Below are 21,259 nucleotides of genomic sequence, written 5' to 3' on the forward strand. Positions count from 1 at the left end.
TGCTGGAGTTCCTGCTGGAGCCTCCCATCAACATCAACCCGATGCCTTCGGCTGAGGGTTAGGAAGCTCCTGCATCAACAGGCTTTTATGAATACCCTTTCTTTTTCATCACGACGTTGCCGACCATTACCCCGCTCGGCGCCATCAGCAAGGTATGGCCGTCGGCCTGCGCCTTGGCGACCAGGTCCGCGGCGATGATGCCCGACGCCCCGGTCTTGTTCTCGATGACGACCTGCTGCCCAAGACCGTCGCTGAGCTTGGGCGCCATCGAGCGCATGACGATATCCGTGCCGCCGCCGGCGGCCTGGCCGATGATCACCTTGATGGGACGGCTGGGATAGGACTGCGCATGGCCGGCGAGCGGCAGGTGTAGCGCAAGAAGCAGGAAGAGTGTCGCCTTCATTTTGTTGACCCGTGTTGGTTATGGTGGTCTGCCGCCATGCGAAGCGGTGTCTCCAACAAAGTGACGCATGAGCGAGGAAGGTTTTTGCATGCGCTCCACATGGCCGTCAACGTGAGGGCCGAGCCAGCGCGGGGCTGTCCAAGACGCAGTGCGCGGGCAGTCAAGTGCGGGCGCCGGCGCCGCCCCATGTCGTCCGTTTATGCCCCATGCGCAAAACGACTTGCCGGGCCCGCGGCGGACTGCGAAAGTCCCGCCAACGACTTGCCGGGCCCCCCAGGAAGACCACGGTTCAAGCAAAGGAGACATCCATGACCTTCACGTTCGGGAAACTGGCGCTGGCCGCCACGCTCGGCCTGGCCGCCATCGGCGCGCAGGCCGAGACCTGGCCGGCCCGCCCGGTGCGCATCATCGTGCCGTACAACGCCGGCACGCCGCCCGACATCAGCAGCCGCATCATCGCGCAGAAGCTGACCGTCAAGCTGGGCCAGACCTTCTACGTGGACAACAAGCCCGGCGCCTCGGGCAGCCTGGCCGCGGGCGACCTGGACCGCTATCCGGCCGACGGCTATACCGCGATGACGCTGCTCACGCCGGTGGTGGTCGGCCCGGCGCTGTTGTCGTCGTTCAAGAAGGACTTCGCCCGCGACTACGCGCCCGTCGGGCAGTACGACTGGACCTACAGCGTGCTGGTCGTCAGCCCGTCCCTGCCCGTGCACGACGTGAAGGGGCTGATCGAACTGCTGCGCGCCAAGCCCGATACCTACAGTTTCCCCTCGGGCGGCTACGGCACGCCGGCGCACCTGGCGGGCGAACTGTTCAAGCAGCGCTACGGCGTCACGGCCACCCACGTGCCCTACAACCAGTTCACGGCCGGGCTGGCCGACCTGGTGGCGGGCAGGGTGAACTTCATGTTCCTGACCAGCACGGTGGCGACGGCGCAGGTCCAGGGCGGCAAGGTCAAGGCGCTGGCCATCGCCTCGCGCGACAGCCGGCTGCCCGGGCTGCCCGACGTGCCGACCATGGAGGAACAAGGCTTCAAGGGCTTCGACGTGCGCAACTGGGACGGCTTCGTCATGCGCAAGGAAACGCCCAAGGACGCGGTGGCCGGGTTCACGCGGGCGCTGAACCAGATCCTGGCCGATCCCGAGACGCGCAAGGCGCTGGCCGACGCGGGCGCCGACCCCGTCGCGAACACAACGGCGGAACAGTTCGGCGCGCTGATCGCCAGCGAACAGGCCCGGCTGACGGACCTGGTGCGCCAGACCGCCATCAAGATCGACTGATTTCCGAACGACCGACTTTCTTGCGGACACCAGGATGCGCAACGTCCTCTTCATCATGTGCGACCAACTGCGGGCGGACTACCTGTCCTGCTACGGCAGCTCCTGGCTGCGCACGCCCAACATGGATGCCCTGGCGGCGCGCGGCGTGGCCTTCACCCAGGCCTACGTGCAGTCGGGCGTGTGCGGACCGTCGCGCATGTCGTTCTATACCGGTCGCTATCCGTCCTCCCACGGCGCGACCTGGAACTTCATCCCCATGCCCATGAGCGAGCTGACGGTGGGCGACTACCTGTCGCAGGCCGGACGCGCGCTCCACCTGGCGGGCAAGACCCATTTCGAACCTTCGGCCGAGGCGATGGCTGCCTGGCGCGGCGGCGCCTCCGATCGGTCCGCCGCCAGCCTGCTGCAAGGCGGCTTCGAGGTGGTCTGCCGGCACGAGGGCGACCTGCCCACCGGCAAGGAAGACTACCGGCGCTACCTGGAGTCGGCCGGCTACGCGGGCGACGACCCCTGGCTGCAGCATGCCAATTCCGGCCGCCATCCGGACGGCTCCGTCGCCAGCGGCTGGCAGATGCGCCATGCACACCTGGCCGCCCACGTGGCCGAGCCGCACTCGGAAACCGCCTACGTCTCGAACGCCGCCATCGATTTCATCCGCCGCCATCGCGACGAACCGTGGTCGCTGCACCTGTCGTACATCAAGCCCCACTGGCCCTACATCGCGCCGGCGCCCTACCACGACATGTATCGCCGCGCCGAGCAGGCGCCCATCCGGCGCAACCGCGCCTCCGAAGCCGCCGAGCATCCGGTGCTGGCCGCCTACCGCTCGCATGACGAATGCCGCAGCTTCGACCGGGAGGACGTGGCACGCCACGTGCGTCCGGCCTACATGGGCCTGATCCGGCAGATCGACGACCACCTGGGCCGCGTGCTGGAAGTCCTGGAGCAGACAGGGCAGGCGGACCGGACGCTGATCGTCTTCACCTCGGACCACGGCGATTTCCTGGGCGACTACGGCTTCGGCGAGAAGGAGCTGTTCCACGACGTGGTCCAGCGCGTACCGCTGATCGTGGTCGATCCGTCGCCCGCCGCCGATGCCACGCGCGGCACGCACGACGGCCGCTTCGCCGCCGCGGTGGACGTGGTGCCCACCATCCTGGACGCGCTCGACCTGCCCGCGCAGGCCCACCGGGTGGAAGGCCGCTCGCTGCTGCCGCTGGTACGTGGCGAAGCGGCGGACGACTGGCGCGACTGTGTCTTCAGCGAACTGGACTACGCCACGCGTCGCGCCCGCCATGTCCTGGGCCGGCCGCGCGACGCCGACTGCCGGGGCTGGATGGTGCGCACCGCCGACTGGAAGCTGGTGGCCTGGAACGGCTATCGCCCGCAGCTCTTCCACCTGGCCGAGGACCCGGACGAATTCCACGACCTGGGCGCGGACCCCGCGTTCGAACCGGTGCGGCAATCGATGTCCGCGCGGCTGCTGGCGCATCAGTTGACGCTCAAGCGCCGCATCGCCGTCGACCTCGACCGCATCGAGGCCATGACCGACAACCTGCCGCCGGGCATACACATCGGCCAGTGGTAAACCTCTCGCGCAAGGAATCCCATGCATCCGGCCAAGCAGGACCACGAAACGCGGATCGACAGCGCCGCCCCGGCCGGGCAGCGCTTCGAGGTCCATATCCTGGATACGGGCGAACGCTATACCTGCAGCGGCTCGCAGACGCTGCTGGCCGGCATGGAGGCGCTCGGCCGCAAGGGCATTCCGGTCGGCTGCCGCGGCGGCGGGTGCGGCGTATGCAAGAGCCGGATCGTACGCGGCGACTACCACGCCGCGAAGATGAGCCGCGCCTGCGTCAGCGCCGACGAGCAGGCGGCCGGCGTGGTGCTGGCCTGCCGTGTCGTGCCGCGCAGCGACATCGAGATCGAAGCGCTGGACCGGATGCGGCGCTGCGTGACCCGTCATTTGGCGCCGGCGGCCCGGCCGCCTGCACACCTTACCTAGCAACGACAGCAAGGAGACCATCATGGCGATCACAGGAGTGATGCGGCCGGGACACGTTTGCATACGGGTTCTGGAGATCGAGCCGGCGGTGCGGCACTACGTCGATACCATCGGGCTCAGGGAAGTCATGCGCGACACCGCCGCCGACGGCAGCGCGCGGGTGTTCCTGAAAGCCTGGGACGAAGCCGACCACCACAGCGTGGTGCTGCGCGAGGCCGATGAAGCCGGCATGGATTACATGGGCTGGAAAGTGGACTCGGATGCCACGCTGGACAAGCTGTCGGCCGATGTCGAGGCCAGCGGCCTGGCGACCGCGATGAGCTGGGTGAAGGAAGGCGAGCATCCGATGACGGGACGGCGTTTCCGCTTCACCGTCCCGACGGGCCACGTGATGGAACTGTATGCACACCGCGAGACGCCCGGGTGCGCGGTAGGCTACCTGAATCCCGACCCGTGGCCGGACGACATGCACGGCATGGGCGCGCGCCGCTTCGACCACTGTCTGCTGTACGGGGACGACCTGGCCGGCACGTTCAAGCTGTTCACCGAGGTCCTGGGCTTCAGCCTGACCGAGGCGGTCGTGGCCGGGCCGGACGAGCAGATGATAGGCGCCTTCCTGAGCTGCGCGACCAAGGCCCACGACGTGGCCTTCATCCAGCAGCCGGTCAAGAACAAGCTGCATCACGTGTCGTTCCTGCTGGACAACTGGGGCGAAGTGCTCAAGGCAGCCGACATCATCTCCAAGCGGCGCGTATCGCTGGACATCGGGCCGACGCGCCATGGCATCACGCGCGGCGAAACGGTGTACTTCTTCGATCCGAGCGGCAACCGCAACGAGGTGTTCGCCGGCGGCTATACCTGGTACCCGGACAAGCCGGTGATCAAGTGGACGGCCGAGGAGCTGGGCACGGGCATCTTCTATCACGACCGCAAGCTGAACGAGAAATTCCTGAGCGTGTTTACCTGAGTCGCGCGGGCGCGTATCCTCGCCCTCCTGACTGTATCTGGCGCCTGCCCCGCGAGACGATCATGAACCTGGATTCCGCCCCCGTCGCCGCGCCGTCCGCGCTCCCGCATGACTGCTGGGACCAGGCGGGCGGCGCCCGGCCGACGCCGCGTCCGGCCTGAGCATGCAGCTCCACCAGCTCCGGGCCTTCGTGGCGGTGGCCGAGGCGGGCAGCATCAGCGCCGCCGCCAAGCTGCTGGACCTGACGCAGCCCGCCATCACGCGCGCGCTGCAGCAACTGGAGTTGTCGGTGGGCGCCACGCTGCTGACGCGCTCGGCGCACGGCATCGAACTGACCCCCTACGGGCAGGCCCTGCTGGAACACGCCCGCTTCATCGTGCGCGCCGCGGCCGACGCGCACACCCACATCCGGCAACTGGCCGGCGACCTGTCGGGCAAGCTGTCCATCGCTTCGTCGGCGGCGCCGTTCGCGCTGGTGGTACCGCGGGCGATCGAGATCATGCGGCTGCGCTTTCCCGACGTCTACATCCATCTCCAGGAAGCCACCTACCCCACGGTCATGGACCTGTTCCGCGAAAAGGGCCTGGACTTCGCCATCGGCCCGCTGCCCGCGGGCGGCCCCGGCGAAGGCTATCGGCACGATCCGCTGTTCACGCTGGACCTGGTGGTGGCGGTGCGGCAGGGCCACCCCAAGGCGCGGGCGAGGTCGCTGCGGGCGCTGGCCGACGTGCCCTGGCTGGTCACCGGTCCCGCCGACGGACCGGGCATGGTCATCCAGCGGTCGTTCGTCGACACCGGCCTGCCGCCGCCCCAGTGCGTCATGCATTGCGAATCCGTGGGCGGCGCCATCCAGATCATCGAGCACGGCAACATCGCCAGCTTCGTTCCGCGCTACCTGGCCGAGGAAGCCCGGGCCGCGGGCCGGCTGGCCATCGTGCCGGTGGCCGAGACGCTGCCCTCGCTGACCATCTCCGCGTTCATGCCGGCGCAGAAGATCCTGAGCCCGGCGGGGCAGGCGCTGTATTCGGCCATCCACGGCATCAGCCGCAACTTGCGGCCCCAGGACGCCTGACTCCCGGTTGTTTCCGTTCAGGAAATAACAAGTTTGCGCCCGGCGGGATGTCCAAACCGGCCGCCGATGCCTACCATTTCGCCATCGATCAGCCAGACAGGACTCAAGATGACGGATATCGTCCCCACCGGAAAGATACTCGGGGCCACGGTGCGCGGCCTGGACCTTGCCCGGCCGCTTTCGGAGCAGGATTTCGCCGCGCTGCTGGCGGCGCTGGGCGCGCACGGCGTCCTGCGCTTCCCGGCGCAATCGATCTCGCCGGCGCAGCTGCGGGATTTCTCGGCCCGCTTCGGCGGCCTGCAGCGGACCGTATCGGACGCCAACGAACCCGGCATTCCCGAGGTCAGCATTCTTTCCAATATCGTGGAGAACGGCCGGCTGATCGGCATCGCCGACGCCGGCCAGGACTGGCACACCGACATGTCCTACAACCCGACGGTAGGTTTCGTGAACGTGCTGCATGCCCTGAAGGTGCCGCGCCGCGACGGCCGCGCGCTGGGATCGACCAGCTTCGCCAACATGCATGCCGCCTACGAGGACCTGCCCGCCGACGTCAAACGCGAGCTTGAACACGCCACCGCCCTCCACGACTTCAACAAGTTCTGGGAGAACATGCGGGCGCGGCCCGGCAGCGAACGGCCGCCGCTCACGCCCGAGCAGCGCGCCAAGCGGCCCCCGTCGACGCATCCGGTGTTCCTGACACACCCCATCACCGGCCGCAAGGTGCTGTACTGCAATCCCGGCTATGCCATCCGGATCAACGAACTCGATGCGCGCCGCAGCGACGAGATGCTGGAATTCCTGTTCGCGCACCAGCTCCAGCCCAAGTACCAGTACACCCACGAATGGACCGAGGGCGACGTGCTGATGTGGGACCACATCGGCACGCTGCACAACGCCTGGCCCGACTACCTGCCCCACGAGCACCGGCTGATCAAGCGCTGCCAGGTCATGGCCGACCGCATTTTCGATCCGTCCTTCCTGCCGGCCGCGATCCGCCCCGCGCGCGCCGCGGCCGCGCACTGAGCGCGCCATGGGTCTGTTCGATCGCGGCATCGGCCGCGCCCAGTCCATCGATGACCTGCGGGCGGCGGCGCGTCGCCGCCTGCCCAGGCTGGTGTTCGACTTCTTCGACGGCGGCGCCGAGAGCGAGGCCACGCTGGCCGACAACCGCCAGGCCTTCGAGCGCGTGCGCCTGTTGCCGCGCGCCCTGGTGGACGTCTCCCAGGTTTCCACCCGCTGCACCGTGCTGGGCGCGCCGGCCGACTACCCGCTGGCCATCGCGCCCACAGGCGGAGTCGGCTACGGCCGCCACGGCGGCGACCTGGCCATCGCCAAGGCCGCCGCGCGGCACGGCATCCCCTATACGCTGTCGACCAGCGCCACGGCGTCGATCGAGGAAGTCGCGCGCGAGGCGCCCGGCCGCCTGTGGTTCCAGGCCTACGTGCTGAAGAACCAGGACTTCTTCCACGGCCTGATCGAACGCGCGCGGGCGGCCGACTACGAAGCCCTGGTCATCACCGTCGACCTGCCGGTGGGCGGCAAGCGCGAGCGCGACGTGCGCAACGGTTTCCGCACCCCCTTCCGGCTCACGTATCGCAGCTTCGGCGACGTGGCGGCGCATCCCCGCTGGGCGCTGGCGCTGCTGCGCCACGGCATGCCGGTGAACAAGAACCTGATCGGCCTGCAGCGCGACGTGACCTCCGTGGCGGGACTGGCCTCGGCGGTGGGACGCAACTACGATCCCTCGTTCGACTGGGACCGCCTGGCCCGGGTGCGCGACCGTTGGCCGCGCAAGCTGATCGTCAAGGGCGTCCTGCGGCCGGACGACGCCGAGCGGCTGGTCCGGCTGGGCGCCGACGCCGTGGTGGTGTCCAATCATGGCGGACGCCAGCTCGACGGCGCCTGCGCGACGCTGGACGCGCTGCCCGGCGTGGTGGACGCGGTGGCCGGCCGCATCCCGGTCTGGCTGGACGGCGGCGTGCGGCGCGGCGTGGATATCCTGAAGGCCCGCGCGCTGGGCGCCGAAGGCGTGCTGGTCGGGCGCGCGACGCTGTACGGCGCGGTGGCGGGCGGCGAGCCCGGCGCGCACCGGGCACTACAGATACTGACCGAGGAACTGGTGCGCGCGATGAAACTGTGCGGCGCGCCCGGCATCGGGGACATCGACGAAACCCTCCTGGCGCGGCCACCGCGCCGGGCAACCCACGAAGGACGGACATGCGCTGGCTGAGATACACGGATTCGACGGGCACCCACTATGGACTGATCGAGGGCGAACGCATACGCCGGGTCGAGGGCTCGCCCTTCGACGGCCATGTGCCGACGGACGACTGGACCAGCCTGGACCAGGTGCGCCTGGAGGTGCCGGTGATCCCGCGCACCTTCTATTGCGCCGGCCTGAACTACGCCGAGCACGCCATCGAGGCGGCGCGCAAGCGCGGCCAGGAGCCGCAGTTGCCCACGCAGGCCGACATCGGCTATCGGGCCAACAACGCCCTGGTGCCGCACGGCCACGACGTGGTGATGCCGCCCGACGCCCGCACCATCCACTACGAGGGCGAATTGGTGGTGGTCATCGGCAAGCAGGCGCGCCACCTGACGCCCGACAACGCACTGGACTGCGTGCTGGGCTACACCATCGGCAACGACGTCAGCGAACGCAACTGGCAGCGGTCGGACCGTACTTTCTGGCGCGCCAAGAACTCGGACACCTTCAAGCCCATGGGTCCTTGGATAGACACCGAATTCGATCCGTCCCGGGCCCGCACCCAGGTGCGCGTGAACGGCCGGACCACCATCGACTTCGCCACCGCGGCGATGATCTTCGACGTGCCCACCTTCCTGTGCGCCATGACGAAATACCTGACCCTGCATCCCGGCGACGTGGTGTGGATGGGCACCGACGGCCAGTCGCCCGACCTGCATGCCGGCGACGTGGTGGAGATCGAGATCACCGGGCTGGGCACGCTGCGCAACACGTTCGTGCGGGGATGAGGCCATGACCGACCTGGAACGCTGGGCCGCCGTGACCGGCTGCCAACAGGCCATCCATGGCTTCTACCTGGCGCTGGATGGCGGCGACTTCGACGCGGTCGCCGGCTGCATGGCCGGACAAGGCGTCTGGCATCGCCAGGGCCGAATGCTGCAAGGCCCGGCCGAGGTGCGAGCGGCGCTGGCCGACCGGCCCGCCGGACGCACCACGGCCCACCTGGTGCAGAACCTCGTGATCGACCTGGATGGTCCGGACCGGGCCACGGCGCGGTACATGACGCTGGTCTATCGCGTCGATGCGACGGCCCCGCATGCCGGACCGGTTCCGCTGCCGCCGCCCCTGTCCATTTCCCTGCACCGCGAGCGTCTGTCCCGCGCACCGGACGGGCGCTGGCTGGTGGAAGAGAAGCAGGGCCAGCGCCGATTCGGGGGCTGATTACTGCAGCGTGTTCTTGGCCTGTTGCAGCAGGGATTTGTACTGGGTGGTGTCGCGCACCAGCAGGTCGCGCAGCTCGGCCGGCGTAGTGGTCTTCACCTCCATGCCCTGCGCCGCCAGCGTCTCGACGATCTTCGGCGACTTGCCGGCCTTGGCCAGCGCGGCATTCAGCCGGTCGACCACCGGCGCGGGCGTGCCGGCCGGCGCCAGCACGGCCTGCCAGGTCTCGGCCTGGAAGCCCTTGACGCCGCTTTCGTCGACCGTGGGCACGTCCGGCGTGGCGGGCGAGCGCTTGATGCCGGTGGTCGCGATTAGTACCAGCCGGCCGTCGGCCACGTGCTCCATGTTGCCCACCAGCGAGCTGAACATCACGTCCACTCGCCCGGACAGCAGGTCCGCCATGGCCGGCCCCGTTCCCTTGTAGGGAACGTGCACCATCTTGACGCCGGCCGCCTTGGCGAAGGCCTCGCCCGCCAGGTGTTGCGCCGAACCGTTGCCCGACGAGGCGAAGTTCACCTTGCCCGGGTTGGCCTTGGCGTAGGCGATGAAATCCTTGACCGTGCGGATCTTCAGCCCGGGCGTCACCAGGATGCCCAGCGACTGCACGGTGGCCTGGCCGATGGGCTGGAAATCGGCCACGGGATCGTAGGTCTTGGCGTCGTGCAGCAGCGGCGTGATCACGAAGGCGTTGGTACCGAACAGCAGCGTATAGCCATCGGCCGGCGAACGCCTGACGGACTCGGTCCCCACCAGGGTGCCCCCGCCCGCGCGGTTCTCCAGCACCACGGTCTGCCCCAGGCTTTCGGACATCTCCTGGGCGAACATCCGTCCGACGATGTCCGTCGCGCCGCCCGGCGCGTAGGCCACGACCAGGCGCAGCGGATGCGACGGGAAGCCCTGCGCGCCGGCCGGCGCGGCGGCCCAGGAACCGGCGGCGGCGAGCACGAGCGCCAGCGCGGTCAGCCGGCGGCGGGCGGGGGACGATGAGGATCGAGTCATGGGAAGTCTCCGGATTTTCGTATCGAATGCGAAACAATGGATGAGGGCATTATTCGTTCGCCCCGCCAGCTCAACAAGGCGGCGGTGCTAAATTTGAAATTTCCTAAGAAGAAACCGGCAAGGACAAGCACGTGGACCAGCTCAGTTGCCTGCGCATGTTCCTGGAGGTGGCCCGGCGCAACAGCTTCGCCGGCGCCGCGCAACACTTCGGCGTATCGCGCGCCACCTGCACCAAGCAGGTGGCCTGGCTGGAGCGTTCCCTGGGCGTCAAGCTGCTGAACCGCACGACCAAGCAACTGGGGCTGACGCCGGCCGGCCTGCAAGTGCTGGAGAACGGTACCGAGCTGCTGCAGCGCTACGACGACCTGCGCGAATCCGTGCACGACCTGTCGCGCGACGTGGCCGGCGTGGTGCGGGTGGGCGTGCCGCCCGCCTTCGGCACGCAGCGCCTCTTGCCGGTGATCGGCGAATTCCACGAGCGCTATCCCGACGTCCAGATCGCGCTCAGCCTGCTGACGGTGCGCAAACAGGAAACCTTCGTCGAGCAAGGCCTGGACGTCGGCATCATCATCGTTCCCGTGCTCAAGGACGCGAGCTTCATCGCCATCCCGCTGGCAGAAGCGCGCCAGGCGCTGGTCGCCTCGCCGGCCTACCTGGCCAAGGTCCCGCCCGTCACCCATCCCCGCGATCTCCAGCACTGCAAGTGCCTGGTCAACTGGAACAAGTCGCCCACCGCCACGTGGAACTTCACCGGTCCCGAGGGGCCGGTGTCCGTCCGCGTCCAGGGGCCGCTGCGCTCGGACTTCGGCGATGCCCTGAAGGAAGCCGCGCTGGCCGGCATGGGCATCTCCATGCACCCTTATTACATGATCGCCGACGAGATCGAGCGCGGCGAACTGCAGGTCGTGCTGCCGGACTACGTGCCCTCGGGGCTGGACGTCTACGCCATCTATTCGTCGCGCAAAAACCTGCCGATGCGGGTCCAGGTCTTCCTGGAATTCCTGAAGGAGTGGGCCAGGACGCCCAAGTCCTGGAGCAAGGGCATGGAATAACAGGCCCTTGACATTCCGGCCACATGCGCGCCTAATACATAGCTAGCTATGTATTAACGGAGACAGGCATGAACACCTCCCCGCCCCGCGTGGTGGCACTGGGCGGCACCACGCGCCCCGACTCGTCCACCGAGCGTGCGTTGCGACACGCGCTGGACGCCGTGGCCGCCACCGGCGCGCAGGTCGTCCTGTTGGCCGGCGACGACCTGGTCCTGCCCATGTACGCTCCCCACGAACCGGGACGAACCCCGGCGGCGCTGCGCCTGGTGGCCGAGCTGCGCCGGGCCGACGGCGTCATCATCGCCTCGCCCGGCTACCACGGCAGCCTGTCGGGCCTGGTCAAGAACGCGCTGGACTACACCGAGGACCTGCGCACCGACGCCCGGCCCTACCTGAGCGGCCGGGCGGTGGGCTGCATCGCCAACGCCGCCGGCTGGCAGGCCGCGGTGACCACGCTGGGGGCGCTGCGCGACATCGTGCATGCGCTGCGCGGCTGGCCCACGCCCCTGGGCGTGTGCATAGGCGGCACCGAGCCGGCGTTCGCGCCCGACGGCCGCTGCATCGACGCGCGCGTGGACGAACAACTGCGCACGCTGGGCCGCGAGGTGTCCGACTTCGCCCACCGCATGCGCGAACCCCAGGCCGGCGCCGCCATGCGCGCCGCCGCCTGATGCGGCGCCCCTTTTCCACCTAGGAGACATCATGACCGCCATGGATGCGTCCACCCTGCGCATACGCGATACCGCGCTGAGCGTCGCGCGCGCCGGCCAAGGCCAGCCGCTCTTGTTCCTGCACGGCCCCGGCGGGCTGGCCGAATCGCAGGCCTGGCTGCCGGCGCTGGCCGAACATTACGACTGCCACGCCCCCGAGCACCCCGGCTACGGGGGCAGCGCCGTACCCGCCTGGCTGGACAACGTCCGCGACCTGGCCAATTTCTACCTGGACTACCTGGACCAGCAGAAGCTGCGCGGCGTGCACCTGGTGGGCTACGACCTGGGCGGCTGGATCGCGGCCGAGCTGGCGGTGCGTAACAGCCACGCGCTGGCCTCGCTCACCCTGATCTCGGCCCAGGGCATCCACGTACCCGACGTGCCCACCACCGACGTCTTCCTGCGCACCGACGATGATCTCGTGCGCGACACCTACCACGACCCCGCCCGGGCCGCGCGCGTGCTGGAACGCGCGCTTACCGAGGAAGAGCTGGACGTGGCCGTGCGCAACAAGGAAGTCACCGCGCGCCTGACCTGGCAGCCGCGCGGCCACGATCCCGACCTGGCCAAGTGGCTGCACCGCATCGCCGTGCCCACGCTGGTGGTGTGGGGCGCCAACGACCGCATCCTGCCCGCCGAGTATGGCCGCGCGTGGCGCGACCGCATCGCCCGCGCCACGCTGGCCGAGATGGGTGACTGCGGCCACGCGCCCCACCTGGAGCGCACGGCCGAGACCGTGGCCGCGCTGACACGATTCACCGCCTCGACCGGGAGCCCCGCATGAAGTTCTTCAATTTCCACCTGATGCCCTATCGCCATGCGGACCTGGAAGCGATCCAGAAGAACGGTTCGGCGTGGGTGACCTTCTCCAATCGCCACTACGATCCCCGGCTGGGCGCCGAGCTGTACCACGAATACCTGGACCAGATGGAGTACGCCGACCAGCTGGGCTTCGACGGCGTCTGCCTGAACGAGCACCACCAGACGGCCTACGGCCTGATGCCCATTCCCGGCGTGCTGGCCGGCGCCCTGGCGCGCAGCGTCAAGCGCGCGCGCATCGCCGTGCTGGGCCGCGCGCTGCCGCTCCTGAACAACCCGCTGATGGTGGCCGAAGAATTCGCCATGCTGGACAACCTGACGCGCGGCCGCTTCATCGCCGGCTTCGTGCGCGGCATCGGCGCCGAATACCACGCCATGGGCATCAATCCGGCCGAATCGCAGGCGCGCTTCGCCGAGGCCCACGACCTGATCGTCCGCGCGTGGACCCAGCCCGGCCCCTTCTCGTACACCGGCAAGCACTACCAGTTCCAGTACGTGAATCCCTGGCCCCGGCCCTACCAGGACCCGCACCCGCCCATCTGGGTGCCTTCGCAGGGCTCCAGCAGCACCATCCGCTGGGCGGCGGGGCTGCGCTACACCTACTGCCAGACCCTGAGCCCCATCGCCACGGTGAAGAAATTCTTCGACATGTACCGCGAGGAAGCGCGCAAGGCCGGCTACGAAGCGGGCCGCGACCAGCTTGCCTGGTCCAACTGCATCTACGTGGCCGAGACCGACGAGCGCGCCATGGCCGAGGCCAGGCCGCACCTGGAGGCCCTGATGACCCGCCTCTTGAAGATGCCCATGGAGATGCTGCTGCCGCCGGGCTACACCAACATCGAGGCGATGAAGCGCATCAAGTCCACGCGCGCGGTCGGCGCCAAGCCTCAGTCGGTGGAAGACCTGGTGAAATCCGGGCTGGTCATCATCGGCAGCCCTGCCACCGTGCGCGAGAAACTGGCCGAGTACGAAGAGCTGGCGGGCTTCGGCACCACGCTGACCAAGACCCAGTTCGGCACCATGCCCGATAGCATGGTCCGCGCCAACATGCAGGCCATCGCGCAGGAAATCATCCCGCACTTCAAAGACGCCGCCTGATCGGCCAACAAGGAGGAGACAGATACATGGCTTACACGCTATCGCGCACCCTCGCGCCCTGGCTTGCCCTGGCGGGCATCCTGCTCGCCCCCGCCGCCGTGGCCGACACCGCGGCCGGCTACCCCGAGCGGCCGGTCAAGCTGGCGCTGCCCTTCCCGCCCGGCGGCTCGGCCGACACCATCACGCGCAGCATGGCCGAACGGCTCCAGGCCCAGTTGCACCAGCCCTTCCTGATCGAGAACCGGCCCGGCGCGGCCGGCAACGTCGCCACCCGCTACATCGCCAAGGCGCCGGCGGACGGCTACAACCTGCTGGTGGGCGTGACCGGCGCCATGGCCATCAATCCCAATCTCTACACGCTGGACTACGATCCCGCCAAGGACTTCGTGGCCGTCTCGATGGTGGCGCGCGCGCCGGTCGTCGTCGTGGCCGATCCGCAGGCCGGCATCGGCAGCATCAAACAACTGATCGAACAGGCCAAGGCCAGGCCCGGCATGCTGACCTACGCCACCAACGGCGTGGGCACCAGCCACCACCTGGCGGCCGAACTGTTCCGCCAGGCCGCCGGCCTGGACATGCGCAACGTGCCGTACAAGGGCACGCCCGAGGCCCTGCAGGACATCATCGGCGGGCGCGTGCCGCTGGGCTTCATGGACCTGACCGCCTCCATCCCGCTGATCGCCTCGGGCAAGCTGAAGGCACTGGCCACCACCGGCACCAGGCGCTCGCCCGCGCTGCCGGATGTCCCCACAGTGGCCGAGGCCGGCGTGCCCGGCTTCGCGGCCGACACCTGGGTAGGCATCTTCGCGCCCAAGGGCACGCCCCAGGCCATCGTGGAAAAACTCAGCGCGGAGATGAAGACCGCGCTGGCGCTGCCCGAGCTGCGTGCCCGCGCGCAGACGCAGGGCCTGGAAGTGGCAGGCAGCACGCCGGCGGAACTGCAGCGCTTCCTGCAGGAAGAATCGGCGAAGTGGAAACGGGTGGTGAGCGAGGCGGGAATCAAGCTGCAATAACGCGCTGCGCTTGCGAGGGGCGGCGCCGGCCGCCCTACTTTTCCTCTTCCAGGTTCTCGATCATCTTCGCGCCTATCCGCAGGAACTCCGCCACCTCGTCCGGCGTCAGGTCCTCGCACGCATCCTTGTAGACCTCCATCGCCGAGTCGGTCATCAGGGTCAGCATTTCCTTGCCCCGCTCCGTCAACGACACCAGCCGGCGGCGCGCGTCCTGCTCGTCCGATACGCGCGCGATCAGGCCGTTCTTCTCCATGCGGGTCAGCGTGGCAGCCATGGAGGGCTGCTCGACGCCGACCATGCGCGCCAGTTCCATCTGCGTCGAGACCTGCACGTCGCGCAGGCAGCGCAGCACCGGGAACTGCCCGGGCATCACCCCGTGCGGGCCGGTCAATTGCGCCAGGCGCCAGACGATGCGCCGGTTCAGCGTGCCGACGACGAAACCGAGGCTTTGCGTGCGTATGTTCATAAGCGGGGAAAGGGGCGGCGGAGCGGGAAAGTTAGCACAAGTCCGCGCCCTTCCTTCCCCTAGCGGGCGCCGCCCGCCTCCTCCTCCAGCAACTGCCTGACCACCCGCCTGGCCCGCACCGCCGCCGTGTCGATGGGCAGCAGGATGGGCTTCAGGCTCATCAGGTCGGCCGTGCCCATGGCCTGCTGGACCGCCTCCAGCATGGGCTTGTCCTGCTCGCCGAAGCCCACCTGCTGCCAGTGCGCGATGGCCTGGTCCATCTCTTCGTCGGCCACGCGGAAGTTGCGACTGTGGGCAAAGAAGTAGTGCGTGGACGTTTCGGTCTCCGGCGTCACGATGTGGGCGGTGAAGCTCTGCCCTCCTTCGTCCCTGGGCCGCCCGGCGGGCGTGACGCCCGTGTCCAGGCGCAGCAGGCAGGGCGGGTCCCAGCGCATGTCCAGCCATTGGTCCACCGGCGAGCGGCCATCGTAGCCGGGCAGGCGCTTGGCGAACATGGGCGAGGCCTCGCCGTCCGGACACCACAGGTTGCTGTGCACGGTGCGCCCATCCTGCCTGACCTCGTGCCGGCCCTTCAGGATGGCCTCGCTGGCATGGAAGTTGGCATGCACGAACTGGGTGTGGCTCAGGTCGAGCAGGTTGTCGGTCTCCAACAGGTAATTGGCCCGCACGTGCAGATAGCCGTCCACGCGCCGCCGCGCCGGATCGTCCAGGAAGGAGAAGTCCGGAATGATGGACGGGTCGGCCAGCGACGGCTCGCCCAGCCACACCCATAGCAGCGTGTATTTCTCGACGGCGGGAAAGGCCCGTACCTCGGCCGCCTGGGGAATCCTGCCGTCGCCGTGCGGATTGCCCACGCATTTGCCGCCACCGTCGAACCGCAGTCCGTGATAGCCGCATTCGACGACGTCGCCGTCCACACGGCCCCGGCTCAATGGCGCGAAGCGATGGGGGCACCGGTCATGCAGGGCGGCCGGGCGGCCGTCCTGCCTTCGATAGAACACCAGCGGCGTATCGGCGATGCGCCGGGCCAGCATGCGGCCCTCGATCTCGCTCGACCATCCCGCCATGTACCAGGTATTGCGCAAGAACATGCACGGCTCCGTGTCAATCGACCTTGATGCCCAATTGCCTGACGATCGTCCCGTATTCCTCGTACTGCGAGGTAAAGAAGCGCAGGAAGGCCGTCCGGTCCAGCCCGCCGGGCTCGACCCCCAGCTGGGCGATGCGCCGCCGGGTGTCGGGATCGGCCAGCGTGGCCTGGGCCGCGGCGGCCAGCTTGTCCACCGCCGGCCCGGGCGTGGCGGCCGGCGCGAACAGGCCGAACCATTGCGTCATCTGCACCGGCGCGTAGCCCGCTTCGATGGTGGTGGGCAGCTCGGCCAGGAAGTCCGTCCGCTTCTTCGCCGTCACAGCCAGTGCCTTGAGCTTGCCCGAGCGGATATAGGTAATGGTCGACGCGATGGGCAAGATCGAGAAATCGAGACGGCCGGCGACCAGGTCGTTGACGATGGCGGGCTCGCTCTTGTAGGCGATCTCGGTTACCGGCAGCGAGGCCGCGTGCCCGAAGAGCTGCGACACGATGTTGGTCGTCGCCCCCGTTCCCAGCGACCCGAAGTTGATCGGCCGCCCGGTCTCCGCCGCGGCCGCGGTGAAGTCGCGCAGGTTGCCGGCCGGGGTCTCGGCCGACACCAGGAAGACGCTGGGCGAGGACGCCACGTAGGCCACTGCCGCGAAATCCTTCCTGGCATCGTAGGGAACGCTGGCATACACGTGCGGGTTGATGGCCATCACGCCCGAGCTGCCCAGCATGACCGTATAGCCGTCGGCCGCTGCCTGTGCCGTGGCCCGCGCCGCGATGAATCCGCTGGCGCCCACCCGGTTCTCGACGATGACGCTTTGCCCCAGGCGCGCGGCCATGCCCTGCGCCAGGATCCGGCCCAGCAGGTCGGCCTGGCTGCCCGGCGCATTGGCCACGTAGATCGATACCGGCCGCGACGGAAATTCGTCGGCGCGCACCGGGCCGGACAGCGCGCTCGAACAGGCGGCCGCGCACGCCGCATACACCATGCTTCGTCTCCACATGTCTCCAACCCCTTCTTGTCGGCTTCTATCGGGTGAGAAAACATGCTATTGATACGGCCAGAATTGCTCAAACAAATTCTCATCATGGCCACTATTGATGATGTAGATGTTCTGGCGGGCCGGCTGGACTTGAACCTGCTGCGGGTCTTCATGGCCGTGATGCAGGAACGCAGCATCACCCTGGCCGGATCGCGGCTGGGCCTGACCCAATCGGCCACCAGCGCGGCCGTCAATCGCCTGCGCCAGCAGTTGAACGACCAGTTGTTCGTGCGCACGCGCCAGGGCATGGAGCCGACCAGCCTGGCCATCGCGCTGGCCACGCCGGTAGGCAACGCGCTGGGATTGATCCGCGATGCGCTGGAGGAATCGCGCGGCTTCGATGCGCGGACGACCATGCGGGAGTTCCGGCTGTTGATGACGGACGTGGGCGAACTGATGTTCATGCCGCGGCTGACGGCCTGGGTGCACGAACATGCCCCTGGCGTGCGCCTGAGCTGCCGGCAGGCGCCGCGCGACCGGTACGGCGCCGAACTCGAGACCGGCGGCGCCGACCTGGCCCTGGGCATGCTGCCGCTGGGCGAACGGGACTTCGTGCAGCAGCGGCTCAAGGACGAGACCCTGGTCTGCCTGGCCTGCGCCGGCAACCCGGTCGCGCGCAAGCGGCTGACGCTGGAGGCCTTCCTGTCGCTGCCGCACGTGGTGATCCGCGCGCCGGCGATGGGCGACCGGTTCGTCGTCAAGGCCCTGGGCGAGCATGCCGGCCGGCGCAAGGTCGTGGCCGAGGTCCAGCACTATCTGTCGGTGCCCATGATCCTGCGCGACAGCCCTTTCCTGGCGGTGGTGTCGACCTCGGTGGCGGCGGAACTGGCCGGGCCCAACCGGCTGGCGGCCCTGCCGCTGCCCTTCAAGCTGGAGCCGCTGGCGATCCGGCAGTTCTGGCACAAGCGCTGGAACAACGACCCGGGCCACCGCTGGCTGAGGAACGGCATCGTATCCCTGTTCGGCAGGGCGACGCGACGCTAGCCCGTGCCTTTCCGGCCGCGCTTGCCTTCCTTGTTTCCAAACAGTTCGACCAGGCTCTCGCGCAGCCAGGTCAGCGCGGGATCCGCGTGATAGCGGTGGTGCCAGTACATGTTCAGGTCGAACACCGGAAACTTCACCGGGGATTCGCAGATTTCGAGGTTGGATTCCCGCACGGCCAGCCGGCCGAAGTTGCTGGGCACGGGCGCGATCAGGTTGGTGTCGGCCACGATGGGAAGCACCGACAGGAAGCTGCGCACGCGCAGCGCGATCTCGGCGCGCACCGCGCGGCTGAGCAGCACGCCCTCGACCGCCGCCAGGTGATGCGTCGCCGGCGGAGCGGCAAGGATGTGGCGCAAGTTGCGCAGCTGGCCCAGCGTCAGGGGCTTTCCCTGCGTGGCGCGGTCTTTGCGCCGCACGTAGACGAAGTGCTCGGGAAACAGCGTCTGCTGGTGTATCTGCTTGCCCAGGCCGGGAATGAAACCCATGGCCATGTCGATGTCGCCCGAGGCCAGGCCCTCGCCCAGTTCCCGCAAGTCCGCCGAGAGGCTTTCCACCGTGATGCCGGGCGCGTGCTCGCCCAGGTAGGCCAGCAGCTTGGGCAGGAAGTAGCGCTCGCCGGCATCGCTCATGGCGATGCGGAACGAGCGGTGGGCATCCTGGGGCTTGAACTCCGTTCGTTCTATGGTGGTCCGCACGGTTTGCAATGCGGACGCGACGGGTATCGCCAGCTGTTCGGCAAAGGGCGTCGGCACGACGCCCCGCTGCATGCGCACGAACAGCGGGTCGCCGTAGGTCTCGCGCAGCTTGGCCAGCCCGTAGCTGACCGCCGGCTGCGACAGGCCCAGACGTTGCCCGCAGGCGGTCAGGTTGCGCGTCTGGTAGATGGTATCGAACAGCTCAAGCAGGTTGAGGTCGATCTGCCTGGTCAGGGGCCGGGCCGTCGGGCGCATGTTCAGTCATCAGCGGATTCGATATCACAAATCTTATCTTTTAATTTCTCAAATGAGTACCCGTCCCCTAGAGTAGCAGCGCCAAGGGAGGCAATACCATGAACCTGCACATACGACTGGCCGTCCTAGCCGGCATTCTTTCCATGGCCGCCACGGCGGCGAACGCGCAGTCCTTTCCCACGAAGCCCGTCCGCATCCTCACCCCCTCTTCCGTGGGCAGCGGCCCCGACGTCGCGCTGCGAGCCATCGCCGAGCAGCTCGGCAAGAAATGGGGACAACCCGTGCTCGTCGACAACCGCCCGGGCGGCAACGGCTTCGTCGCCACCGGCCTGTTCAAGCAGGCCAAGCCCGACGGCTACGAACTGATCGCGCCGGACAGCAGCCACATCGCGACGCATCCGCACACCTTCCGCAAGCTGCCCTACGACCCGCGAAAGGACTTCGAACCGATACGGCCGATCCTGAATACCGCGTTCTTCGTCGTGGTCGGCGCGAACAGCCCCTACAAGACGCTGGGGGACATCATCCGGGCCGCCAGGGAGCAACCCGGCCGGGTGACCTATGGATCGTGGTTCGTGGGCAGTCCCGGACACCTGGGCGGACTGCGGCTGCAATCGCTGAAAGGCATCGAGATGCTGCACGTGCCGTTCAAGGACATGGGCCAGTTGATGGCCGCCGTCGCCGCCGGGGAAGTCGGGTGGACGCTGGGCAGCGACGCCAGCGCTGGACCGTTGGAGAAGGCGGGCAAGCTGCGCTATCTCGCGATCGCCGCGCCCACGCGCTCGCCCATCCATCCGCAGGTGCCTTCGGTGGACGAAAGCCCGGACACGAAGGGGTACGACGTGCAGGCCTGGGTCGGCCTGTTCGCGCCGCCCGGCACGCCCGAGGCGATCAAGCAGCGCATCAGCGACGACGTCGCCGCCGTCCTGAAGTCGCCGCAGATCGTCGAACGCTACCGGCTGCTGGGCTACGAGAACCCGGACCTCGATCCCGGGCAGTTCGCCGCCCGCATCCAGCGCGACACGGACGCCTGGGGCGCCGTCATCAAGCAGGCCGGCCTGCGGCTGGACGACTGACCGCCACGCGCAACCAGAAGAGGAAGCTTTTCATGCAATCGAAGCCAAGGCCGGGAACGATGGATCGATACCGGGTGCAAGGCCAGCTTGCCGTCGTGACCGGCGGCGCCCACGGCATCGGCCTCGCATGCGCCGGACTGCTGCGCGAAGCGGGAGCCCGAGTGGTGATCGTCGACCGCGACGGCCCCGCCGCCCGGGCCGCCGCGCAGGCGCTGGGCGACGGCGACGCCCGGGAACTGGATGTCCAGGATGCGGGCGGTATCGGCCCCGTGTTCGCTTCCATCCGCGCGCATCACGGCCCCATCGGCATCCTGATCAACAACGCCGGCATCTCGATCCGCAAGGGCGCCCTGGAACTGGAGCTGGAGATGTGGAGGCAGGTCCTGGACGTCAACGTGACCGGCGCCTTCCTGTGCGCGCGGGAAGCGGTGCGCAACATGGGCGCGGCGGGTGGCTGCATCGTCAACACCGCATCCATCATGGGGCTGTCCGGCGGAAGCCTGTATCCCAACGCGGCCTACCATACCGCCAAGGGCGCGGTGGTCAACATGACGCGGTCGCTGGCGATCGAGTGGGCGCCGCGCCGGATTCGGGTCAACGCCGTGGCGCCGACCTGGACCCGCACCTCGTTCATCGGCGAACTCTCGGCCGACGTCCGTACGCGCATCGATGCCCTGACTCCGCTGGGAAGGCTGGCCGAACCCGAGGACGTGGCCGAGGCCATGCTGTTCCTGGCCAGCCCCGCCGCCTCGATGATCACGGGGCACATCCTTCCGGTGGACGGCGGCTACCTCGCCCAGTAGATTCC

General features: G+C 68.5%; 23 protein-coding genes. 17 read left to right on the top strand and 6 right to left on the bottom strand.

Annotated features, from left to right (window positions below; genetic code table 11):
• Positions 1–85: 85 nt before the first annotated feature.
• On the bottom strand, positions 86–403 hold the full coding sequence (locus tag ABD104_RS19585) for a Bug family tripartite tricarboxylate transporter substrate binding protein (RefSeq protein WP_343928055.1): 318 nt from the start codon (positions 401–403) through the stop codon (positions 86–88).
• A gap of 308 nt (positions 404–711) precedes the next feature.
• On the opposite strand from ABD104_RS19585, the gene ABD104_RS19590 reads away from it, so the two are divergent.
• From ABD104_RS19590 to ABD104_RS19630, 9 genes are all read left to right on the top strand, one after another.
• The gene (locus ABD104_RS19590) at positions 712–1,686 is read left to right on the top strand and encodes a Bug family tripartite tricarboxylate transporter substrate binding protein (protein WP_165963361.1); all 975 of its coding nucleotides are present in this window, start codon (positions 712–714) and stop codon (positions 1,684–1,686) included.
• Positions 1,687–1,720: 34 nt separating this feature from the next.
• Positions 1,721–3,274 carry a sulfatase-like hydrolase/transferase gene (locus ABD104_RS19595; RefSeq protein ID WP_087836583.1) on the top strand — a complete coding sequence of 518 codons (1,554 nt, stop codon included), beginning with the start codon at positions 1,721–1,723 and terminating at the stop codon, positions 3,272–3,274.
• Between the two features lie 21 nt (positions 3,275–3,295).
• Positions 3,296–3,694, top strand: a complete 399-nt coding sequence (locus tag ABD104_RS19600) for a 2Fe-2S iron-sulfur cluster-binding protein (RefSeq protein WP_087836584.1) — start codon at positions 3,296–3,298, stop codon at positions 3,692–3,694.
• A gap of 22 nt (positions 3,695–3,716) precedes the next feature.
• Positions 3,717–4,661, top strand: coding sequence for a catechol 2,3-dioxygenase (locus ABD104_RS19605; protein ID WP_087836585.1), 945 nt, complete (start codon positions 3,717–3,719; stop codon positions 4,659–4,661).
• A gap of 163 nt (positions 4,662–4,824) precedes the next feature.
• Positions 4,825–5,733 carry a LysR family transcriptional regulator gene (locus tag ABD104_RS19610; RefSeq protein WP_087836586.1) on the top strand — a complete coding sequence of 303 codons (909 nt, stop codon included), beginning with the start codon at positions 4,825–4,827 and terminating at the stop codon, positions 5,731–5,733.
• Between the two features lie 108 nt (positions 5,734–5,841).
• A complete protein-coding gene (locus ABD104_RS19615) occupies positions 5,842–6,759 on the top strand; it encodes a TauD/TfdA dioxygenase family protein (RefSeq protein WP_087836587.1) in 918 nt (305 codons plus the stop codon).
• A 7-nt stretch (positions 6,760–6,766) separates the two neighbouring features.
• Positions 6,767–7,966, top strand: coding sequence for an alpha-hydroxy acid oxidase (locus ABD104_RS19620; protein WP_087836588.1), 1,200 nt, complete (start codon positions 6,767–6,769; stop codon positions 7,964–7,966).
• Positions 7,954–8,730, top strand: coding sequence for a fumarylacetoacetate hydrolase family protein (locus tag ABD104_RS19625; protein ID WP_087836589.1), 777 nt, complete (start codon positions 7,954–7,956; stop codon positions 8,728–8,730). Before ABD104_RS19620 ends, ABD104_RS19625 begins: the two co-directional genes overlap by 13 nt.
• Positions 8,731–8,734: 4 nt before the next feature.
• Entirely contained in the window at positions 8,735–9,163 is a 429-nt protein-coding gene (locus tag ABD104_RS19630) for a nuclear transport factor 2 family protein (protein ID WP_165963360.1), read from the top strand.
• Here ABD104_RS19630 and ABD104_RS19635 read toward each other — a convergent pair whose 3' ends face one another.
• A complete protein-coding gene (locus ABD104_RS19635; RefSeq protein ID WP_087836591.1) occupies positions 9,164–10,162 on the bottom strand; it encodes a Bug family tripartite tricarboxylate transporter substrate binding protein in 999 nt (332 codons plus the stop codon).
• Positions 10,163–10,293: 131 nt separating this feature from the next.
• On the opposite strand from ABD104_RS19635, the gene ABD104_RS19640 reads away from it, so the two are divergent.
• From ABD104_RS19640 to ABD104_RS19660, 5 genes are all read left to right on the top strand, one after another.
• Positions 10,294–11,214, top strand: a complete 921-nt coding sequence (locus tag ABD104_RS19640) for a LysR family transcriptional regulator (RefSeq protein WP_132980670.1) — start codon at positions 10,294–10,296, stop codon at positions 11,212–11,214.
• 68 nt (positions 11,215–11,282) lie between these two features.
• Positions 11,283–11,885 carry an NADPH-dependent FMN reductase gene (locus ABD104_RS19645; protein WP_176400618.1) on the top strand — a complete coding sequence of 201 codons (603 nt, stop codon included), beginning with the start codon at positions 11,283–11,285 and terminating at the stop codon, positions 11,883–11,885.
• 31 nt (positions 11,886–11,916) lie between these two features.
• Positions 11,917–12,708, top strand: coding sequence for an alpha/beta fold hydrolase (locus ABD104_RS19650; RefSeq protein ID WP_207958700.1), 792 nt, complete (start codon positions 11,917–11,919; stop codon positions 12,706–12,708).
• Positions 12,705–13,841, top strand: coding sequence for an LLM class flavin-dependent oxidoreductase (locus tag ABD104_RS19655; protein ID WP_087836593.1), 1,137 nt, complete (start codon positions 12,705–12,707; stop codon positions 13,839–13,841). Before ABD104_RS19650 ends, ABD104_RS19655 begins: the two co-directional genes overlap by 4 nt.
• A gap of 26 nt (positions 13,842–13,867) precedes the next feature.
• The gene (locus tag ABD104_RS19660; RefSeq protein ID WP_087836594.1) at positions 13,868–14,854 is read left to right on the top strand and encodes a Bug family tripartite tricarboxylate transporter substrate binding protein; all 987 of its coding nucleotides are present in this window, start codon (positions 13,868–13,870) and stop codon (positions 14,852–14,854) included.
• A 34-nt stretch (positions 14,855–14,888) separates the two neighbouring features.
• On the opposite strand, the gene ABD104_RS19665 is transcribed toward ABD104_RS19660, so the two are convergent.
• The 3 genes from ABD104_RS19665 to ABD104_RS19675 are packed head-to-tail and all read right to left on the bottom strand — an operon-like array spanning position 14,889 to position 17,402.
• The gene (locus ABD104_RS19665; protein ID WP_132980669.1) at positions 14,889–15,320 is read right to left on the bottom strand and encodes a MarR family winged helix-turn-helix transcriptional regulator; all 432 of its coding nucleotides are present in this window, start codon (positions 15,318–15,320) and stop codon (positions 14,889–14,891) included.
• Positions 15,321–15,379: 59 nt separating this feature from the next.
• Positions 15,380–16,411: a Rieske 2Fe-2S domain-containing protein gene (locus ABD104_RS19670; protein WP_343928056.1), complete on the bottom strand. Its 1,032-nt coding sequence runs from the start codon at positions 16,409–16,411 to the stop codon at positions 15,380–15,382.
• 13 nt (positions 16,412–16,424) lie between these two features.
• Positions 16,425–17,402, bottom strand: a complete 978-nt coding sequence (locus ABD104_RS19675) for a Bug family tripartite tricarboxylate transporter substrate binding protein (RefSeq protein ID WP_087836595.1) — start codon at positions 17,400–17,402, stop codon at positions 16,425–16,427.
• A gap of 84 nt (positions 17,403–17,486) precedes the next feature.
• On the opposite strand from ABD104_RS19675, the gene ABD104_RS19680 reads away from it, so the two are divergent.
• Positions 17,487–18,425 (top strand): LysR family transcriptional regulator, encoded by a 939-nt coding sequence (locus ABD104_RS19680; RefSeq protein WP_165963358.1) that lies wholly within the window; start codon positions 17,487–17,489, stop codon positions 18,423–18,425.
• On the opposite strand, the gene ABD104_RS19685 is transcribed toward ABD104_RS19680, so the two are convergent.
• The gene (locus ABD104_RS19685) at positions 18,422–19,375 is read right to left on the bottom strand and encodes a LysR family transcriptional regulator (protein ID WP_343928057.1); all 954 of its coding nucleotides are present in this window, start codon (positions 19,373–19,375) and stop codon (positions 18,422–18,424) included. The genes ABD104_RS19680 and ABD104_RS19685 overlap by 4 nt on opposite strands.
• A 98-nt stretch (positions 19,376–19,473) precedes the next feature.
• On the opposite strand from ABD104_RS19685, the gene ABD104_RS19690 reads away from it, so the two are divergent.
• Positions 19,474–20,451, top strand: a complete 978-nt coding sequence (locus tag ABD104_RS19690) for a Bug family tripartite tricarboxylate transporter substrate binding protein (RefSeq protein WP_132980666.1) — start codon at positions 19,474–19,476, stop codon at positions 20,449–20,451.
• 32 nt (positions 20,452–20,483) lie between these two features.
• Positions 20,484–21,254, top strand: coding sequence for an SDR family NAD(P)-dependent oxidoreductase (locus ABD104_RS19695; RefSeq protein WP_243724693.1), 771 nt, complete (start codon positions 20,484–20,486; stop codon positions 21,252–21,254).
• Positions 21,255–21,259 lie beyond the last annotated feature (5 nt).

This window comes from Pigmentiphaga daeguensis, assembly GCF_039523035.1.
GTDB classification, from domain to species: domain Bacteria; phylum Pseudomonadota; class Gammaproteobacteria; order Burkholderiales; family Burkholderiaceae_B; genus Pigmentiphaga; species Pigmentiphaga daeguensis.

Coding starts and splice junctions, on each gene's coding strand:
- ABD104_RS19585 (WP_343928055.1), bottom strand. CDS start 403: ATGAAGGCGACACTCTTCCTGCTTCTTGCGCTACACCTGCCGCTCGCC.
- ABD104_RS19590 (WP_165963361.1), top strand. CDS start 712: ATGACCTTCACGTTCGGGAAACTGGCGCTGGCCGCCACGCTCGGCCTG.
- ABD104_RS19595 (WP_087836583.1), top strand. CDS start 1,721: ATGCGCAACGTCCTCTTCATCATGTGCGACCAACTGCGGGCGGACTAC.
- ABD104_RS19600 (WP_087836584.1), top strand. CDS start 3,296: ATGCATCCGGCCAAGCAGGACCACGAAACGCGGATCGACAGCGCCGCC.
- ABD104_RS19605 (WP_087836585.1), top strand. CDS start 3,717: ATGGCGATCACAGGAGTGATGCGGCCGGGACACGTTTGCATACGGGTT.
- ABD104_RS19610 (WP_087836586.1), top strand. CDS start 4,825: ATGCAGCTCCACCAGCTCCGGGCCTTCGTGGCGGTGGCCGAGGCGGGC.
- ABD104_RS19615 (WP_087836587.1), top strand. CDS start 5,842: ATGACGGATATCGTCCCCACCGGAAAGATACTCGGGGCCACGGTGCGC.
- ABD104_RS19620 (WP_087836588.1), top strand. CDS start 6,767: ATGGGTCTGTTCGATCGCGGCATCGGCCGCGCCCAGTCCATCGATGAC.
- ABD104_RS19625 (WP_087836589.1), top strand. CDS start 7,954: ATGCGCTGGCTGAGATACACGGATTCGACGGGCACCCACTATGGACTG.
- ABD104_RS19630 (WP_165963360.1), top strand. CDS start 8,735: ATGACCGACCTGGAACGCTGGGCCGCCGTGACCGGCTGCCAACAGGCC.
- ABD104_RS19635 (WP_087836591.1), bottom strand. CDS start 10,162: ATGACTCGATCCTCATCGTCCCCCGCCCGCCGCCGGCTGACCGCGCTG.
- ABD104_RS19645 (WP_176400618.1), top strand. CDS start 11,283: ATGAACACCTCCCCGCCCCGCGTGGTGGCACTGGGCGGCACCACGCGC.
- ABD104_RS19650 (WP_207958700.1), top strand. CDS start 11,917: ATGACCGCCATGGATGCGTCCACCCTGCGCATACGCGATACCGCGCTG.
- ABD104_RS19655 (WP_087836593.1), top strand. CDS start 12,705: ATGAAGTTCTTCAATTTCCACCTGATGCCCTATCGCCATGCGGACCTG.
- ABD104_RS19660 (WP_087836594.1), top strand. CDS start 13,868: ATGGCTTACACGCTATCGCGCACCCTCGCGCCCTGGCTTGCCCTGGCG.
- ABD104_RS19665 (WP_132980669.1), bottom strand. CDS start 15,320: ATGAACATACGCACGCAAAGCCTCGGTTTCGTCGTCGGCACGCTGAAC.
- ABD104_RS19670 (WP_343928056.1), bottom strand. CDS start 16,411: ATGTTCTTGCGCAATACCTGGTACATGGCGGGATGGTCGAGCGAGATC.
- ABD104_RS19675 (WP_087836595.1), bottom strand. CDS start 17,402: ATGTGGAGACGAAGCATGGTGTATGCGGCGTGCGCGGCCGCCTGTTCG.
- ABD104_RS19680 (WP_165963358.1), top strand. CDS start 17,487: ATGGCCACTATTGATGATGTAGATGTTCTGGCGGGCCGGCTGGACTTG.
- ABD104_RS19685 (WP_343928057.1), bottom strand. CDS start 19,375: ATGCGCCCGACGGCCCGGCCCCTGACCAGGCAGATCGACCTCAACCTG.
- ABD104_RS19690 (WP_132980666.1), top strand. CDS start 19,474: ATGAACCTGCACATACGACTGGCCGTCCTAGCCGGCATTCTTTCCATG.
- ABD104_RS19695 (WP_243724693.1), top strand. CDS start 20,484: ATGCAATCGAAGCCAAGGCCGGGAACGATGGATCGATACCGGGTGCAA.